The sequence below is a fragment of the Enterobacter chengduensis genome (assembly GCF_001984825.2).
GTDB lineage: Bacteria > Pseudomonadota > Gammaproteobacteria > Enterobacterales > Enterobacteriaceae > Enterobacter > Enterobacter chengduensis.
Map to the genome: position 1 here is coordinate 3,262,648 of NZ_CP043318.1, position 16,713 is coordinate 3,279,360.

Here is a 16,713-nt window from a genome sequence, read left to right on the forward strand (position 1 = left end):
TCATTTCACCTCTGCTAAGCCTGAAGACGCGACCTGCTGCTGCAGCGCGCCGGCAAAAATTGTCAGCCCTTCATCCAGAACGCCGTCTTCAATCGTTAGCGGCATTAAAAAGCGAATAGCATTCGCCTGTTTGCCGCATTTAAGAAGGATCAGGCCCTCGCGGGCACAGCTTTTGACTAACCGATCGATAAGCCCGGTCGCCGGCGTTCGCTCTCCGCGCTCCAGAGAAAAAAGCTCCAGCGCAACCATGGCGCCAATCCCGCGTATCTCATAGCCAATCGACAGAGGGCTGACAATGGACGCTAAGGCTGAGCGCAGACGTTGACCCAGACGCCGGGCTGCGCCCAGCAGGTCCGTCTCTTCAAAGAGCTTAAGTACCGCCAGCGCCGCCGCGCAGGAAAGCGGGTTGCCTGCCCAGGTTCCACCAAGACCGCCCGGTGCCACCTGGTTGATAAGCGACTCACGGCCCACAACGCCGGACAGCGGAAGCCCGCCGGCAACGGATTTACCGAACACAATTAAATCGGCGTCAACACCGGTTTGTTCCATAGCAAAGAACGTCCCCGTGCGCCCCGCGCCAGACTGAACTTCATCAGCGATTAACACGATGCCTTCCCGGTCACAGAGTTCACGCAGGGCACGCATAAACGCAGGCGGCACGACGTAAAACCCGCCCTCTCCCTGAACGGGCTCGATGACGATGGCGGCCACATCCTGGGGGGCAATGTCGCTCGTTAATATCGTCCTGAGGCCATCCAGCGCCTGAGCAATATCACGCTCCGTCTCTCCCTGCGGGAAGGGTGCCCGAAAGACCGGGCCGGGCATTATCCCCATCCCCTGGCTGTAGGGCGCAATTTTGCCGTTCATCGCGAGGGTCATAAACGTACGCCCGTGATAGGCACCGCTGAAAACAATCACGCCGCTTCGCCGCGTGGCCGCGCGGGCAACCTTAAGCGCGCTTTCCACCGCTTCGGACCCCGTCGTCAGGAGAAAACTCCGTCGGTCAAAATCTCCCGGCATTAAGGCGTTAATACGTTCACACACCGCGATATACGATTCATAAGGGGTGGCGGCAAAACAGCTGTGGGTAAACTGGTGCAGCTGGCGCTCAACGGCCGCGATGACGTTGGGATGAAGATGGCCGGTATTGAGTGCGGCAATGCCGCCGGAAAAATCAATGTAGCGACGGTTGTTGACGTCATATATCACCGCATTTTCCGCTCGTTGAATATAAACCGGATGCATCTGGTTAATACCACGGGCGACGGCACCCTCCCGTCGCTGCAAAAGCTGCTCGACTACAGTATCCATAACGCTCTCCTCAGGGGGCGGTCCGAACAACCGCCCGTCAGGTTATTGATGACGCGCCTGTTGCAACATGGCGTCAGCATGCTGGTTTAGCTGCTGACGATCGCCATAGCGGTAAGGATCGAGGAAATCGAAACGGACCGGTTTATCTCCGCGGTCGAACAAGTGGCCGATACCGCCTGGCGCGTTATGTGCCCAGTAGAATAGAGAATCGGCAAATTCCTCCGTTGCCCGGGACAGGTAACGATTGGTGAAATCAGAGAAATCGATGGGGAAATGCTCGCGGTTGTCAGCAAAAAGCGAATGAAGCGTAGCAATCACCTCTTTTTCTGGGAGGTTACCGGCGCGATAGGCTTCCATTGTTTCGCAGGCCTTATCGAAAATAGCCTCATAGTAAGGGCTCTCAATGGAAAGATGTCCCGGATAGGTTGCGCTTTCAACTTCCTTCTCCAGCCGCTCGTCATCACCGTGCTGCTGGTAGTCGCTGAGGATTTTACGCAGACGCAACACGCCAATGTAACTGCCGCTAATCCAGATACGGAACCACGCATTCCACAGCGGGAAGCTATCAAATGCGGTGAATGAATTTGCCACCAGCCTGTCGTTTACCTTCACCACCTCCAGGCTGTAATCCTGATAGCTGGCGAAATGCGCTGTTGACCAGTCATCCTCTCTGACGGCACGAACAATTTTAGGCGCGACGCGCAGAATCGATTCGAACGTATTCACCAACCCGCGCGAGAACAGCGGATCGACAAAGCCCACTGCATGGCCCAAAAGGCAGTAACGTTCCCCTACGCTTTCGCGGCTGGTGTAGTTCAGACGAGGTGCAACAGTCCATTCGCGTACCCGTGCCGCGCTCTCAAAATGACGGGCAACGGAGGGGTGCTCATCGAGAAAACGGGTAAACTCTTCTTCCGGATCGCCAGCGGGACCATGTTTATCTATATCGAACTGCAGGCCGACGCTGCACAAGGTATTGGTCGAATAGGGGTGGTTGTTGAACGGAATAATCCACAGCCATCCGCCTTCGAACATGTGGTGCAGCGTGCTCTGGGAGAGCGGAGTCGGCGAACCGGTTACGTCCGTTGAGGCGATGACGTCTTCATACAGTTTGACGCCTGTCATATGGGTGAACAACGAACGCGTGCGGCTCTGCATCTCACGCGCACCCTCGCGCAGGCCAAACTTATCGGCAACCGGTGAACGATAGCCTGCGGCATCCACGACGTACTTAACTTTTATCTGCTCTTTTCCCAGATCCAGCAGCATCCCGTCGCCGGTTTCTTCAATCGACTGGATGCGGGTTTGCTGGCGAATATCGGCCCCCAGACGTGCGGCCAGCGCCAGATAATAGGCATCAATATCCTGACGGAACAGATGTGCTTCCGGCGACAATACCGGTGTCGACACAACGTCCTGGGGATTATGCGCTTTATTCTTACCGTTCCACGCAAAGCTGAACGCCAGTTTAATACCGGCGCTCGACGTACCAATATTTTCCATCAGCGCGTGAATTTCCCCCGGCCACGCCAGCTCGGGAATATTGTACTGACGCGCCAGAATTTTCAACAGTACAGCGCTTTCCGGCACCATCGATTCCCCGACGGCAAAGCGAGGATGTGTACCGGCATCAATAATTACCACGTTTACTTTCTGTTTTGCCAGAATAGCGCCGAGCATGGTTCCTGCAATACCGCTCCCGATGATGGCCACATCATAATGACTTTGTTTCATTGCTTTACCCTTTATAATATTACTGAGTGACTAACTGAGTTGTTATTTCGATTTCATGTTCACGCGTGTGATCTGCCTGAATCAGAAAAAGCCAGGTTGCCTGTTGTGTTAACCATTCTCTCGCCAGAGACAGGGCAATTTCTTTGCCGGTGCGCTGCGGCATTGTCAGTACCATGGTGGGTCCCTGAAAGCGATAGCGCGTACAGCAAATAGAAATAGGTGCCCCAACATTGGCATTAATAAAATCGACCGGAGAGACGCGCGATTTTATTGCCATGTCATGAATAATTTTCTCACTGGTATTCACCGGGAATGCCGTGCCAAACTGAATAATCCCGACGCTCTCAAGATGATTATTCAGCAATGCCTGGTGCCGTTGATAAAGTTCATCAACAGTAAACAGCACGTTTAAAGACAATGGGTCGGCTGTTTTTAGCCCCCGGCGCAAGGTCTCATCTAAATCTGACCAGATTAATGAGCGTGCGGTACTCGTAGAAACGATCTTCATTAGCTGCCCCACCTTTTACATTACGGTAAATATCAGGCAGGTGTTGAAACCACCAAACCCAATCGTCATGCTTAATCCCGTCTTTCCCGTTAAGGGCTGAGGCTGCGCGGCAGGTAAATTAAAACGCAGGCCTTCAATTGGCTTTTTCAGTTCATAGACCGGAGGGATCGTGCCCGCATTGAGGCTATGAATGAGCGCGATGGCTTCCAGCGCCCCTGTCGCCCCCAGGGTATGGCCAAAATTGCCCTTCGTCGCGAAGACCCAGGGACGATGTGTGAAAAACTGGTTATAGGCATTGCTTTCAACCCGATCGTTGGTCAGGGTGCCCGAACCGTGCGCATTAATCAGCGCAATATCGCCAGGCTCAAGTCCCGCCTGCGTCAGGACACGCTGCAGTGCCAGGCGGATGCCATTGCCTTGCTCATCCGGCGCGGTCAAGCCTGCCGCATCGTTAGACGCACCAGCACCGACAAGCCTTGCCAGCACGCGTGGTGCAGAGCCGCCTTCTCGTTGCAGCACCAGAAAACCGGCCCCTTCTCCGAGAATAGTTCCTTCGTGTGTAGCATCGAACGATTTCAGGGTAGAAAGTGAGAGCGTGCCTAATGCGCTATGGGCCAGACGTTTTGAATCAGTAAGAATATCGGCACCGCCGCATACGCACAGATCGGCTTGCCCCGTCGCAATTAAATGCGCCCCCAAAAGAAGAGCATCCGAGCCCGAGGAACAGGCGGTAGAGAGGGCTATTCCTTCCATTCCCAGCGACTCCGCCACCTCGTTGACCCAGCCGTCGAGAGGCTCCCGCCAAAACGCCTCGCTGTCGAGGCGGAATCCCAGACTGGTTCCGACAATTAAAAAGCGTCGCTCCTCCGGCACAGGTTCTGCTGCCCCCGAATCCTCGAGCGCCCGGCGGGCCGTGCGTTTCGTCAGCCCAATCAATTTTTCGCGCATTTCGGCAGGCCATTCACCCGGCAGCATGGCGGCCAGATCGGTACGCAAGCTTCGATCCGATGGCGCAGGCGCAATACCGGTTTGTTTTTCCAGTAAGGTCTGGAAAACATCCTCGATACGATCGCCAGACGCAGTTGTCCATCCCATGCCGACAACATTGGCGACATACGTTGTAGTAGTCATCATTTTTCCTTTACCGCAAAATAGTACGATAAGCTGGTTAAAGTGAATTAACGATATATCAGTAGAACGTGCGCAAAAACTCGTTTAAAGGTTTATCTTCAAGCGGAGAGGGAAAGAAATTATCTTTAATCTCGCCTGCCGCTAATTCTATCCTTCGTTGATAGGGTTCTTTTTGTAGCCAGCGTGGGCTTTCAATAAAATCAAATGCGATATCTGTTGCATCAAATCCTTCCAGCTCGGCAGGCTTAACCACTTTCCTTCTTTTACGGTCAAGAACCTGTGCATAAGCAGAAATATCAAAATAGCGAATCCGCTCATCTTCCACCACTGCATTAATACAATGCCAGGGGCGAGGTAAATAAAGGTAATTCACAAAGATATTTCGAAGAGAATACACTGGCCTGGTGATTATCTGGCTATACAGTATTGCCGACACGTCGGCCATTTCCGAGCAAAAGCAGGGCAAGCGCTGTGTTTTCTCCAGCATTTCACGAAGATAATCCTGAGGCGTCAGGTTACGTATAACCTCGTCGCGAAAATGCTCGTAGCGTGAAATATAATAATCCCAGTGCTCCTCAGGGAATTTGAGGCGAACGATGTCTGCCGGCCATGTCTCAAACACGTCGGATTCCTGAAGGACATGACACATTGTTTTTGGAACTTCACGTAAAATATCATCAAGGTTCGCCAGGTGATATTTTTCAATGACCGCCCGCGCCAGTTCCCGAAGTTCATCATGCATAACATAACCTTACTTATATTGTGTTAAGGAAGCCGCGCCGCAATAAACAAAGTTTATATTACGCGGCCGCTCGTGGCGTTTGAGCTTTTTCAACAGGCTGGCACTGTGCTGCTGGCAATTGGTTTCATTGATCACTGATTCATCGCAGGTCAAAACAATATCGAACCCCGCAATTTGATCCCCTTCATTGACAATGTGGGTCTTGCAGGTCATCACCCCTTTTATTTCCCGGCACAGCTGCTTAACGGCGCCGATATTGACTTTCTCGTCCCTGATGACAATGAAATCACTGATTCTGCCTTTGAAAAACAGGAACCCATCCGCGTCCTGGAAGAAGATGTCTCCGGTGCGAAGCCAGCGTTTGCCATCAAGCTCAATGAACGTTTGTCGGTTACCGCGCCCAATGCGCTTGACGAGGAGCGTATCAGAACTAATGAGCAACTCTCCCTGCCCGTCCTGGCCGTCTGCACCTGGCAGGATACGCACTTCCGTCTGGTCAATAGGACGTCCGGCTGACGCATAATATCCTCTCCCCAGCAGATGAGCCGGGCAAGTCGACACCCGCGGTCCGGCCTCACTGATGCCATAAGTCAGATATAACTCAAGCCATGGCTGTCGGACTAAAAAGGCTTCCACCTCATTCGGCGCAGCCAGATCGCCCCCAATCGTCAGTTTATTTAACCCCGGCGGAAGCGTTGTTTCCCAGGCGTTCAACTGTCGCAGCAAGACCGGAGTAAGCGAACTGAGGGTCACGCCGTATCGCTGTAAATCATCCAGATAATGGGGGACAGAAAACGGAGGTCCACTAATAACAATTTCGCAGCCCGTCTCCAGGGCAGCAATCATCTGGGCAACCAGCGCGGTGGAATAGCACATCGGCAAACTGATCAATACCCTGTCGCTGGCGCTCATGCCGATACTTTTGGCATGGCGCAGCGCGTTACGCCGCAGCGAATCAAAATGATGGACACAGCCGCTGCTGAACGACGACGACGTGCCGGACGTGGCTATCACGACCTGCCCCGGCTGTGTCTGTACGGGTCCGCCATCACGGCATTTTCCCACCTGCCAACGCCCGAGGGGTTCGGCTTCGCTTACGCCCAGCTCCTGCCATCGTCCTGGCTGAACCGGCGTACGCACCAGCGCCCCCGCCGCAAAGTCCTCAAGCATCTGCAGGATGCGTTCTGCTGGCGTGAGCGGCGGGATCAGCGCAGGCACAAAGCCGCTGTTGAGGACAGCAAAGAACATATACATCAAGTCCGGGCAGTTCGGCATCGCTATCAGCACCACCCGACCGGGTTCCAGACTCTGCCGCTGCCAGTAATCGACATAGTATTGATAACTCTCTCCTTCAGTGCCGCTGGTCCCCACCGCAGACGTTGCCTGCACCGGAGAAAATAAACCGGCAGGCTCATAGGGAACAAATGCGGCACATTCTTCTGCTCGCGTTAACATTCTCAGGCTCCAAGCTTATTCATAATGAAACGCGAAAGGGTTTGGCACGAATAAAAATTCGCGGGCGAAAACTCTTTATCTTCAACTTTAATATTAAATTCTTCCTCACACTGGAAGCGTAATTCTACAAATCCAATAGAATCCATTCCTACCATTGAGGCGAGACCGGTCTCGTCAGCAATATCTTCGCGCTCGACGTCCAGACCAATACGGTCGGCGATAATTTCTTTAATACGATCGACAATTACAGGCATATCCAGTTTCATAATTTTACCCTTTAATGTTTTCAAGTGTTTTATTTACTACAGCGGAAGATGATTCTTTATTTAACCAACGTAATATTGGCGGCGTGGTTGCCGTTACCACGAGCGCCACGATGACCATAATGGAGTAGACGCGTTGTGAAATTAGATGCAATTCGAGCCCGATAGACAGCACAACCAGCTCCATCAGGCCACGCGTATTCATGAGCGCGCCAATCATGGAGGCTTCACGAAGCGTATAGCCTGAAATACGCGCCCCGAGCAGAGCACCACTGAATTTGGTGATAAATGCCAGTAAGGTGAAACCGATTATCCAGGCAATATCCTGCGTTGCCATACTGAAGTCGAAATGCGTTTTCAGACCGGCACTGACAAACAACACGGGAAGTAAAAGATAGTGCATGAAACCGTTCATGCTCGCATGCCATTGCTTCGCTAACCCGGGGATCCGCGCAAACATGCTGCCCGCCAGCAAGGCACCGAAACCACTGTGCAGGTGAAGGTACTCCGCTCCCCACGCGCTGACCAAAATCCAAAAAATGATCGCCGGAAATCTCATCTCCGGCTTGTGCGCATACCGATTAAGCAGGGGAACAACGACTTTGCCGGTCACCAACCCATAAAGTACCAGGGCTGCGGTCACGACCACGACATACGACCACAGCGAATCAGATTTTCCTTCAACCGCAGCAAAAACGCTGTCCAGGGCCAAAATCCCCCAGCCGGCCACATCGGTAAGAATGGCAGCGGTAATGACGGGGGGAATGATGGCCAGGTGAAGCATTTTTAAATCTTCAATGATTCGCACAATGACCGGCAGAGCGGATACCGCCAGCGCCGTTCCCATAAAGATATTAAATAAAAGACGATCGGTTTGTGGCGCCAGTTCAGCATGGACCGAATTCCCCGCTAACAGGCCACCGATAAACGGGAGCAGCATGCCCAGTAACGCTATTTTTAACGCAGCGATAGTCTGCTTACGACGGCCATGATTATGACCATGGAAATGCGACAACCCAATATCGAACATGAGCAAAATCATGCCCAGATTCGCCAGCTTATCAATGGTTGTCAGCGACTCCTGGCTAAATAAAGACGTTTGAAATGAGAACACAGACATTATCCCGGGAAAGAAAGTCGGTCCCAATAAAACGCCTGCAGCAATATGGCCAATAACCTGTGTCTGACCTATCTGCTCCATAAGTTTGCCCACGACATAGCAGGCAAAAACAATTACCGAAAGCTGAATAATAAACATGGGTATCCCCGCCAATGCTAGCGTTGAATTTAATGATATTAAAAGTGTTTAGTTCGAAACGTGGGTGACGCTATTCTCGTTAAAATGCCCTATCGCGGTGGTTATCATCGCTATCATCACCATGACGAGGCTCAGTAAACAGATGCCCTGCCAGTCCCACCTTTCATAAACCCACGGGCCGGTAACGGACCCGGCTGCGCCCAATGCATAATAAAAGAACATATAAAGCGCATAGAGGCTGCTTCTTTTATCCGGATGTAATCCGAGTACCCGCGTCTGGTTAGCCACCTGCGCGGCAAAACACCCTAAATCGAATAATATTATGCCCAGCGTAATTCCCGGTAAGGACGCAGGAAAAAGAAACAGTATGGCTATTCCCACAACCACGAATACCATTCCGCCAAAAATCACGCTGCGACATCCGAAACGGTCAGCCAGTTTTCCCGCATAGTTCGCCAGTACAAGACCGACGATACCCGCCAGGCCAAATAATCCGACAGTTCCCGCAGGCAGACGGAGTGGCGGCCTTTGCAGATGAAGCATAATGGTCACCCATAGCAGGCTAAAGACGAAAAACCATGCCTCTCCGGTGACGGCAGATTCAATAAGCCGCACGTTACGCAGTAAGCCCGGCAGTTGCGCCATGACGCTCAAATACCCCGTCTCCCTTGCGGGTTTAACGTCAGGCAGGCATCTGAAGGACAGCAGCGCCATGGTGGCCATAACGGCTGCGACGATGGCCAGCATTCCTCGCCAGCCAAGCGCATCGGACAGACTGCCGCCCACTAGCCTCGCGAGCAGTATTCCTGCCGAAATGCCCATCGTGATCAGTCCGACCGTAGCGCCTTTTGGCGTAACGTGAAATCCAAGCGCATTCAGCTGCACTGCGCTTGTCGCCATGGCGCCTGTCACGATCCCTGCGCTAAAAAGGAGCAACGGCTGACGGGTCAGTGAAGCGGCGAAGAGCGCAAGTGAGAGGAGAATAAACTGACAAATAATCAGTTTCTTACGGTTAACGCTGTCTCCAAGCGGAACAAGAAACAGTATTCCCAGCATATAACCTATTTGCATGCTCGCCGCGATGAAGCCGGTATAAAACAGAGGCAGCTGCAAAGATGCTGCGATAGCGGGCAATACGGGCTGGAGAATATAGTTATTTGCCATAGCCGTACCGGCCGCGATGCTGGCGAACCAGATAAATAACGGCGAAACCGCATTTTCTTGTGCGATATCACTCATTAATTGCCCCCTGTCTTTTTTTTGCCACAATATCAATTGCAACTTTCATTTTTTTCTCGGGAAACGGTAGGACATGCAATAACGTAAATGCAGGTCGGGAATCACGGAAATAGTGTCCATGGATACGCGCTACCTGCTGCCATTCTTCAATTTCAGTCAGATAAAGCCTGCTTTGTATTACGTCGTCTATTGCATAACCACTGGATTCAAGTATCCCCCTGATCTTATTTAGAACACATTCCGTTTGCCGTGAGATATCATCCGATTCAATCTCACCACAAGAATTAAGAGGTCCCGTTTTCGAAATATATAGCCAACCGTCTGCTTCTACCGCTCGCGAGAAACCGAAAGCCTCCTCCCAGCTGCTGCCGGAAGTAATAAGTCTTTTTGATTCCACAATGTCATGCCTTTCATCACTGGGTGAAACAAACATATTACAACCCGATCAAATTTGTCCAGAAAAAATAACAAAAAAAATTAACCAAAATTTATCAGGTAATTAAGTAAGCGTTTCCTGGATAAGCTGTAAGCACAGCTAACCAATCAACATCCAAATTAATAAAATTAAATGATCGATAAGACGGTAAATATCCCGCAGACAGCCGTAATTAAATGAGTTAAGCATTAAAATAATGACTCTTTTATTTAGCTGGGGGGTTTTACCGCATGCAAATATTCCCCCCCACCTAAAAGAATAATATTTCGTTATTTATTCTTATATGTAACCTCATGGAAAATATGAGAAATATTTAAATATAAGACAATCTTATGACGTCATAGGTTAGGGGTATTCAGCAGGGTATTCTTGAGAACTCGCGGGCAGGAAATTAAACGGTTTCAATAAAAAAGCCTGCTTTAATTGCAGGCTTTTGCTTCTCGTCGACCAAGACGGGTGCTAAAAGGAGCTTAAATCTGATAATCAATCGCCACTTCTTCCGGCTCCATCACCTGACGTTTAATCTCATCAACGGACAGCCCGGCGTTACAGAGTTCGATAAAGCGCCATACATAGTTGCGCTGCAGCTGTCCGCGCTTCAGGCCGAGCCAGACGGTGTTGGCGTCAAACAGGTGACGCGTATCAAGACGCACCAGGTTTCCGTCTTCGCGCTCTCCGCTGGACTGTTCCGCCACCAGGCCAATGCCCAGACCCAGCTCGACGTAGGTTTTAATCACGTCAGAATCCTGCGCGCTCAGCACCACGTCCGGCGCGAGCCCTTTGCGGTTGAAGGCTTCATCAATGCGCGACCGTCCGGTAATGCCCTGGCGGTAGGTAATCAGCGGCCATTTGGCAATGTCTTCCAGCGTCAGGGGCGAAACCTGATTCAGCGGATGATCGACCGGGAGTAACAGGCTGTGATGCCAGCGGAACCAGGGGAACGCCGCCAGCAGCGGGTCGTTGCTCAGGCGCTCGCTGGCAATGCCGATATCCGCCCCACCGTTTTGCAGCAGCACTTCAATTTCCTGCGGCGTACCCTGGATAAGCTCCAGACGGACGTCAGGGAAAAGTTCGCGGAACGCTTTAATCACCGGCGGCAGGCTGTAGCGCGCCTGGGTGTGGGTGGTGGCGATGGTGAGCACGCCCGAGGCGTCATTGGTGAAGAGGTCAGCCAGACGACGCACGTTGCTGGCCTCGTTGAGGATCCGCTCAGCGATGGTGAGCAATGCCTTACCCGGCTCCGTCATGCCGAGCAGCCGCTTGCCGCGACGGATGAAGATCTCTATGCCGAGCTCCTCTTCCAGCTCGCGAATGTGGCGGCTGACGCCGGACTGAGAGGTATAAAGCATATTGGCGACTTCGGTCAGGTTATAGTCCCGCCTGGCCGCCTCACGGATAATTTTAAGTTGCTGGAAATTCACGATTCACTCCGGCGCATCTGACATAGCTCTATTGTTAGAGTCAGCCGTGCCGCAGAACAAATAATAAAAACCAGCATCTTATGCTTTTATGGAATATCAGCTCACGAGCTGAAGTTCACGGTTCTCAAGCGATGGCTTGCTGACCAGCGACATCAAAATCTCTTTTACCGCCTGCGCCTGCGGCGACAGCGAACCGCGTGCGGACATGTTCAGCGACAGCGGCAGGCTCATCGTCGGCGTGGTGATGCGGGCCATCCAGCCGTTTGCCGCACCGCACAGCGAGCGCGCGGCGGATTCTGGCAGAACGGTAACGCCCATGCCGCTGGCAATGGCCGCGGTAAGGGTAGAGATAGAGTCAATTTCGCCGATAATTTTCGCCGTCAGGCGGCGCAGGGAGAACGCCTCGTCCACGCGCACGCGCACGGCGCTGTAGTCGCGCGGCAGGTAGAGGTTCATCTCTGCCACGGCGGTAAGGTCGACGCTCTGTCCCGGGCAGTCGCGGGTGCCCACAAGGTAGAGATCCTCTTTCAGCAGCGGCTGGCTGGTGATCCCGGCGACAGGCGAGCGATCGTAAAGCACCGCCATGTCCAGCTGGCCGCTCAGCAGTTTGTCATTCAGGACAGAACCGCTGTTTTCGTGCAGGTACACCAACACTTCCGGCAGCTCCGCGCGGACGGCCTGCAGCAGCGGCATGGTGATAGACGATGCGGCCGTTCCCGGTGCCAGACCGATGGAAACGTGTCCGCTCAGGGTCTGGCCGACGTTATTTACCGCCAGCTGCGCCTGTTCGCACTGGCGAAGGATGGTGCGGGCGTGGGTATACAGGATCTTCCCTGCTTCCGTTGGCGTGACGCCGCGTTTGGTGCGTATCAGCAACTGCTGATCCATCTCGCCTTCCAGAGTAGCCACCTGCTGGCTCAGCGCAGGCTGCGCGATATGCAGCACTTCTGCTGCTTGAGTCAGGCTGCCGATATCGACGATTTTTACGAAGTATTTCAGTCGTCTTAAGTTCATTTTGCCCCCTGTTCGAAATGCTGTGCCGTAACCGGCTGTCGTTGTTGAACAGGTTTTGCAATATGAGTGCCACTTTTACCAGGCGGTCTGGATTGGCCGCTAAGCGCCTGAAAATAAGGAAAGCTAATCATGGACGGGGGTTTTATTACCGAAACAGCAGTTTCCGATCTGCCCCATTAGGGGTACACCCGCACCAAAGCGGTGCATTTCGCTGGCAAAAACATCACTTTGCCGATTTTGTCAGCAAACGATCAAAAGGCGGCGATCCACCCTTTGACAAGGCGAACGGAGGTCGATAATATGCGCCCCGTTCACACGATTCCTCTGTAGTTCAGTCGGTAGAACGGCGGACTGTTAATCCGTATGTCACTGGTTCGAGTCCAGTCAGAGGAGCCAAATTTGAAAAGCCTGCTTTTAAAGCAGGCTTTTTGCTTTTCTGCTCAGGGTAAAATTGTCGGGTGGCGGCTTCGCCTTACCCGACCTACGGGACTATAGGCCCGGTAAGCGCAGCGCCACCGGGCGAAACGAACTCAATGGCTGAGCTTCACCGGCATCCCTGATCGCCGTTCCAGTTCGGCTCCCGCCCCTTCGTTTATCAGCTGCGTTCGCTGCGCGGCTGAAATGGGCAGCGGCACTTTCCGGGTCGATTCAAACTCCGCGCGGTTACGTGATAATGGCTCGTGAACCTCTACCCAGCGGCTGCCGTCCGGTTCGGTGGTGACTTTAACGGGCCGATCGATAAGCTGCACGCGGGTTCCGATGGGAACATTATCGAAAAGGTATTTGATGTCGTTATTCCGCAGGCGGATACAGCCCTGGCTCACGCGCAGCCCGATGCCGAAATTCGAGTTGGTGCCGTGAATGGCATACAGCCTGCCGATATATATCGCATACAGGCCCATCGGGTTATCCGGCCCGGCGGGCACGAAGGCCGGAAGCGTTTTCCCTTCAGCCGCATAGGCGCGCCGCGTATTCGGCGTCGGAGACCAGGTGGGCCCCTCCTGCTTACGCTCAACCGCCGTCACCCAGTTGCGCGGGGTTTCACGCCCGGCCTGACCGATGCCGATGGGCAATACTTCCACCGTATTGCTGCCTGACGGGTAATAGTAGAGGCGCATTTCCGCCACGTTCACGACAATCCCCTCGCGGACGGTGTCGGGCAAAATGAGCTGCTGGGGAATGACCAGCCGGGTGCCGGGCTGAGGCAGAAAAGGATCCACGCCCGGGTTGGCTTCCAGCATATTGCTTAGGCCCAGCCCGTGCTGCGCGGCGAAAGCCTCCAGAGGCAGCGTGTTGCCCTGCGGAACGGTGACGATAGTCGGGGTTCCCACCAGACGACTGCCTTCCGGCGGTAGGGTATAGGTTACGGCAAATGCACCGGGAACAGCGGCACACAGCGTAAGGACGAACGAGGTAAATCGAATCATAGTTTCCTGCGCTCAAAAAAAGAGAAAGCCCGATCTCCGTCAGGCTTTCTCTGCGTATGCTATCTCGCCTCGGTTTTGCGCCACCTGCGCGTCAGCACCTTTTCCGCCTCGACAATCAGGAACATCACAAAACCAATCAGGAACGTAATGACCCAGTAGCGGAACGGCAGCGCTTCGGTGCCAAACAGCATCTGCATGAACGGCGCGTAAATAATAAGAAGCTGTAGCGCCAGCAGTACGCCGCTCACGATCCAAATCCCTTTATTCTCCAGCAGGCCTTTGCTCAGCGAGAAGCCGTCATTCACGCGGCAGTTAAGCATGTAGAACCACTGCGCGGTCACCAGGGTTTGCAGCAGCACGGTGCGGATAAATTCCGCCGAGTAGCCGCGCGGCTGTAGCCAGGCTTCCAGCACGAAGGCGCTGATGGCAATCATCAGGCCGACAAACACCACGCGCCAGATGGCATAGCCGTCCATCACATGCAGATTCGCCTTGCGCGGTGGCCGGTTCATGATGTCCTTCTCACCCGCTTCAAACGCCAGGCCAAACGACAGCGTTGCCGAGGTGGCCATGTTCATCCACAGGATCAGGACCGGCGTCAGCGGGATAAGGTTCCCCGCCAGCAGCGCGATGATGATCAGCAGGGCCTGGGCAATGTTGCTGGGGATAACGAACAGGATGGTCTTTTTCAGGTTATCGTAAACCCGACGCCCCTCGTGCACCGCGCTGGCAATGGTGGCAAAGTTGTCATCCGTTAACACCATATCCGCGGCTTCCTTGGTGACTTCAGTCCCCTTAATCCCCATGGCGATCCCCACATCCGCCCGCTTGAGCGCCGGAGCGTCATTTACGCCATCCCCGGTCATCCCCACCACTTCCTGTTTACTTTGCAGGGCCTGCACGAGTCGGAATTTATCCTCCGGGCTGGTTCGGGCGAAAATATCGTACTGCTGCGCGGCGTCGCTCAGCTGACGATCGTCCATCGCCTCCAGCTCACGTCCGGTGATAGCGCTTGCGGCGTTGCCAATCCCCAGCATTTGCCCAATGCTCATCGCCGTTTGCGGGTGGTCGCCGGTGATCATCTTCACGCGGATCCCGGCCTGCAGACAGTCGGCAATCGCGGTAATGGCCTCCGGACGCGGGGGATCCATCATCCCGGCGATACCGAGCAGAATAACGCCATCCTGCAGGTCAGGGTGATCCAGCTCACGCTGTCCCTCGCGGGCGGGTTTCCAGGCCGCAGCCACCATGCGCAGCCCTTCGCGGGCATACTCTTCAATCTTCCCTTCCCAGTATGGCTGATCGAACGGCTGCAGCCCGTCATTCGTCTGCTGGAACTGGCAGAGGCGGAACAGGACGTCCGGCGCGCCGGTGAGTAAAATCACCTCTTCTTCGCCCAGACGGTACAGCGTGGACATGTATTTATACTGCGAATCAAACGGGATTTTACTGCGCATTTCGGTATCCCGCGCGGGAAGCGGGATCTTCGCCGCCAGCACCTTCAGCGCGCCCTCGGTCGGGCCGCCGGTTATTTTCCACAGCCCCTGCTCGTCTTTGATCAGCTGGCTGTCGTTACAGAGGTCGATGGTGCGCAGGTAGCGTTCCAGCAGGGAACCCTGCGTCACGCTGACGGGCGTCGGATCGTCTACGGGGTGAATATTGCCGACCGGCTCGTAGCTTTCTCCCTCCACGCGATAGGTCGTATCGGCGGTAATCACCGCCTTGACCGTCATTTCGTTCATGGTCAGGGTGCCGGTTTTATCCGAGCAGATGACCGTCATTGCGCCCAGGGTCTCTACCGTCGGCAACTTGCGAATGATGGCCTTACGGCGCGCCATGGCCTGTACGCCAAGCGAAAGGATGATGGAGATGATGGCCGGCAGGCCTTCCGGCACGGCAGCAACGGCTAAGCTGATAAGCGACAGCACCAGTTCAGAAACCGGCATATCCCGGAACAGGAGGCTAAAGACAAACAGCGCTACCATCATCACCAGAATGGTAATGAAGATGGTCTTACCGAGCTTATCCATCTGCACCATCAGCGGCGTACGGTGCTTTTCAATGTCGGACATCATCTGGTTGATGTGGCCCAGCTCGGTCTCGCCCCCGGTCGCCACCACCACGCCTTTACCGCCGCCGGAGCTGACGGTGGTCCCTGAATAGAGCAAATTGTAGCGATCGCCCAGAGGCAGTTCCCCGCTTAACGCATCGCTGTTTTTCTCAACAACGGTGGATTCACCGGTGAGGATGGCCTCCTCCACGCGAAGGTTATGCGCTTCAATCACGCGCAGGTCCGCGGGGATGCGGTCCCCGGCGCGGATCACCACGATATCGCCCGGTACCAGCGCCGTGGTGGGGATTGTTTCATGATTCCCCTGTCGCACCACCACGGCTTCGCTGGAGAGCATGTTACGAATGCTCTGCAACGATTTTTCAGCATTGCTCTCCTGAATATGGCCAATCAGCGCGTTGACGATCGCAACCCCAAGGATCACCAGCATGTCTACCCAGTGGCCCATAAAGAGCTTAAGCAACGCGGCCACCAGCAGAACGTAAATCAACACATCGTTAAAATGTGCCAGAAAGCGCAGCCAGGCAGGCTTGCCCTCTTTTTGCGGTAACGCATTCTCACCATGCTGCTGAAGCCGGGCGGATGCCTCAGCGCCGCTAAGTCCTTCCAGGGTGGAGTGGATATTCGACAGGGTTTCGTCAACGGTTTGTTGATAGTACGGACGTTCAGGTTTTCCTGTTTTCATCGTTCCTTCCTCAGGTTC

At 54.0% G+C, this 16,713-nt stretch carries 14 protein-coding genes and 1 tRNA gene; 1 reads left to right on the plus strand and 14 read right to left on the minus strand.

Annotated features, from left to right (window positions below):
• The 12 genes from FY206_RS15890 to nac form a co-directional block, all read right to left on the minus strand.
• Positions 1-1,311, minus strand: coding sequence for an aminotransferase class III-fold pyridoxal phosphate-dependent enzyme (locus tag FY206_RS15890; protein WP_032641501.1), 1,311 nt, complete (start codon positions 1,309-1,311; stop codon positions 1-3).
• 42 nt (positions 1,312-1,353) lie between these two features.
• Complete coding sequence (locus FY206_RS15895) at positions 1,354-3,045, minus strand: NAD(P)/FAD-dependent oxidoreductase (RefSeq protein ID WP_032641503.1); 1,692 nt, start codon at positions 3,043-3,045, stop codon at positions 1,354-1,356.
• A gap of 19 nt (positions 3,046-3,064) precedes the next feature.
• The gene (locus tag FY206_RS15900) at positions 3,065-3,553 is read right to left on the minus strand and encodes a hypothetical protein (RefSeq protein ID WP_045890544.1); all 489 of its coding nucleotides are present in this window, start codon (positions 3,551-3,553) and stop codon (positions 3,065-3,067) included.
• Positions 3,554-3,568: 15 nt separating this feature from the next.
• A complete protein-coding gene (locus tag FY206_RS15905) occupies positions 3,569-4,687 on the minus strand; it encodes a beta-ketoacyl synthase N-terminal-like domain-containing protein (RefSeq protein WP_243144140.1) in 1,119 nt (372 codons plus the stop codon).
• Between the two features lie 55 nt (positions 4,688-4,742).
• On the minus strand, positions 4,743-5,426 hold the full coding sequence (locus FY206_RS15910) for a hypothetical protein (protein ID WP_032641508.1): 684 nt from the start codon (positions 5,424-5,426) through the stop codon (positions 4,743-4,745).
• Between the two features lie 9 nt (positions 5,427-5,435).
• On the minus strand, positions 5,436-6,881 hold the full coding sequence (locus FY206_RS15915) for a class I adenylate-forming enzyme family protein (RefSeq protein WP_072001213.1): 1,446 nt from the start codon (positions 6,879-6,881) through the stop codon (positions 5,436-5,438).
• A 2-nt stretch (positions 6,882-6,883) separates the two neighbouring features.
• Positions 6,884-7,147: an acyl carrier protein gene (locus FY206_RS15920; RefSeq protein ID WP_032641510.1), complete on the minus strand. Its 264-nt coding sequence runs from the start codon at positions 7,145-7,147 to the stop codon at positions 6,884-6,886.
• A gap of 4 nt (positions 7,148-7,151) precedes the next feature.
• Entirely contained in the window at positions 7,152-8,402 is a 1,251-nt protein-coding gene (locus FY206_RS15925) for a cation:proton antiporter (RefSeq protein ID WP_045890545.1), read from the minus strand.
• A gap of 48 nt (positions 8,403-8,450) precedes the next feature.
• Positions 8,451-9,641, minus strand: a complete 1,191-nt coding sequence (locus tag FY206_RS15930; protein ID WP_077064124.1) for an MFS transporter — start codon at positions 9,639-9,641, stop codon at positions 8,451-8,453.
• Positions 9,634-10,074 (minus strand): Rid family hydrolase, encoded by a 441-nt coding sequence (locus FY206_RS15935; protein WP_045890546.1) that lies wholly within the window; start codon positions 10,072-10,074, stop codon positions 9,634-9,636. The genes FY206_RS15930 and FY206_RS15935 overlap by 8 nt, the downstream gene beginning before the upstream one ends.
• Positions 10,075-10,547: 473 nt before the next feature.
• Complete coding sequence (gene cbl, locus FY206_RS15940) at positions 10,548-11,498, minus strand: HTH-type transcriptional regulator Cbl (protein WP_032641515.1); 951 nt, start codon at positions 11,496-11,498, stop codon at positions 10,548-10,550.
• Positions 11,499-11,594: 96 nt separating this feature from the next.
• The gene (gene nac, locus FY206_RS15945; RefSeq protein WP_032641516.1) at positions 11,595-12,512 is read right to left on the minus strand and encodes a nitrogen assimilation transcriptional regulator NAC; all 918 of its coding nucleotides are present in this window, start codon (positions 12,510-12,512) and stop codon (positions 11,595-11,597) included.
• Positions 12,513-12,832: 320 nt separating this feature from the next.
• Between nac and FY206_RS15950 the strand changes: the two genes are divergently transcribed.
• A tRNA-Asn gene (locus FY206_RS15950) sits at positions 12,833-12,908 on the plus strand.
• 134 nt (positions 12,909-13,042) lie between these two features.
• Here FY206_RS15950 and ldtA read toward each other — a convergent pair.
• On the minus strand, positions 13,043-13,939 hold the full coding sequence (ldtA, locus tag FY206_RS15955) for a L,D-transpeptidase (RefSeq protein WP_032641517.1): 897 nt from the start codon (positions 13,937-13,939) through the stop codon (positions 13,043-13,045).
• Positions 13,940-13,998: 59 nt separating this feature from the next.
• The gene (locus FY206_RS15960) at positions 13,999-16,695 is read right to left on the minus strand and encodes a cation-transporting P-type ATPase (protein WP_032641519.1); all 2,697 of its coding nucleotides are present in this window, start codon (positions 16,693-16,695) and stop codon (positions 13,999-14,001) included.
• Between the last annotated feature and the right edge of the window lie 18 nt (positions 16,696-16,713).

Excerpts from the sequence above, each read along its gene's own strand:
- FY206_RS15890 (WP_032641501.1), bottom strand. The coding sequence starts at position 1,311 with ATGGATACTGTAGTCGAGCAGCTTTTGCAGCGACGGGAGGGTGCCGTC.
- FY206_RS15895 (WP_032641503.1), bottom strand. The coding sequence starts at position 3,045 with ATGAAACAAAGTCATTATGATGTGGCCATCATCGGGAGCGGTATTGCA.
- FY206_RS15900 (WP_045890544.1), bottom strand. The coding sequence starts at position 3,553 with ATGAAGATCGTTTCTACGAGTACCGCACGCTCATTAATCTGGTCAGAT.
- FY206_RS15905 (WP_243144140.1), bottom strand. The coding sequence starts at position 4,687 with ATGATGACTACTACAACGTATGTCGCCAATGTTGTCGGCATGGGATGG.
- FY206_RS15910 (WP_032641508.1), bottom strand. The coding sequence starts at position 5,426 with ATGCATGATGAACTTCGGGAACTGGCGCGGGCGGTCATTGAAAAATAT.
- FY206_RS15915 (WP_072001213.1), bottom strand. The coding sequence starts at position 6,881 with ATGTTAACGCGAGCAGAAGAATGTGCCGCATTTGTTCCCTATGAGCCT.
- FY206_RS15920 (WP_032641510.1), bottom strand. The coding sequence starts at position 7,147 with ATGAAACTGGATATGCCTGTAATTGTCGATCGTATTAAAGAAATTATC.
- FY206_RS15925 (WP_045890545.1), bottom strand. The coding sequence starts at position 8,402 with ATGTTTATTATTCAGCTTTCGGTAATTGTTTTTGCCTGCTATGTCGTG.
- FY206_RS15930 (WP_077064124.1), bottom strand. The coding sequence starts at position 9,641 with ATGAGTGATATCGCACAAGAAAATGCGGTTTCGCCGTTATTTATCTGG.
- FY206_RS15935 (WP_045890546.1), bottom strand. The coding sequence starts at position 10,074 with ATGTTTGTTTCACCCAGTGATGAAAGGCATGACATTGTGGAATCAAAA.
- nac (WP_032641516.1), bottom strand. The coding sequence starts at position 12,512 with ATGAACTTAAGACGACTGAAATACTTCGTAAAAATCGTCGATATCGGC.
- ldtA (WP_032641517.1), bottom strand. The coding sequence starts at position 13,939 with ATGATTCGATTTACCTCGTTCGTCCTTACGCTGTGTGCCGCTGTTCCC.
- FY206_RS15960 (WP_032641519.1), bottom strand. The coding sequence starts at position 16,695 with ATGAAAACAGGAAAACCTGAACGTCCGTACTATCAACAAACCGTTGAC.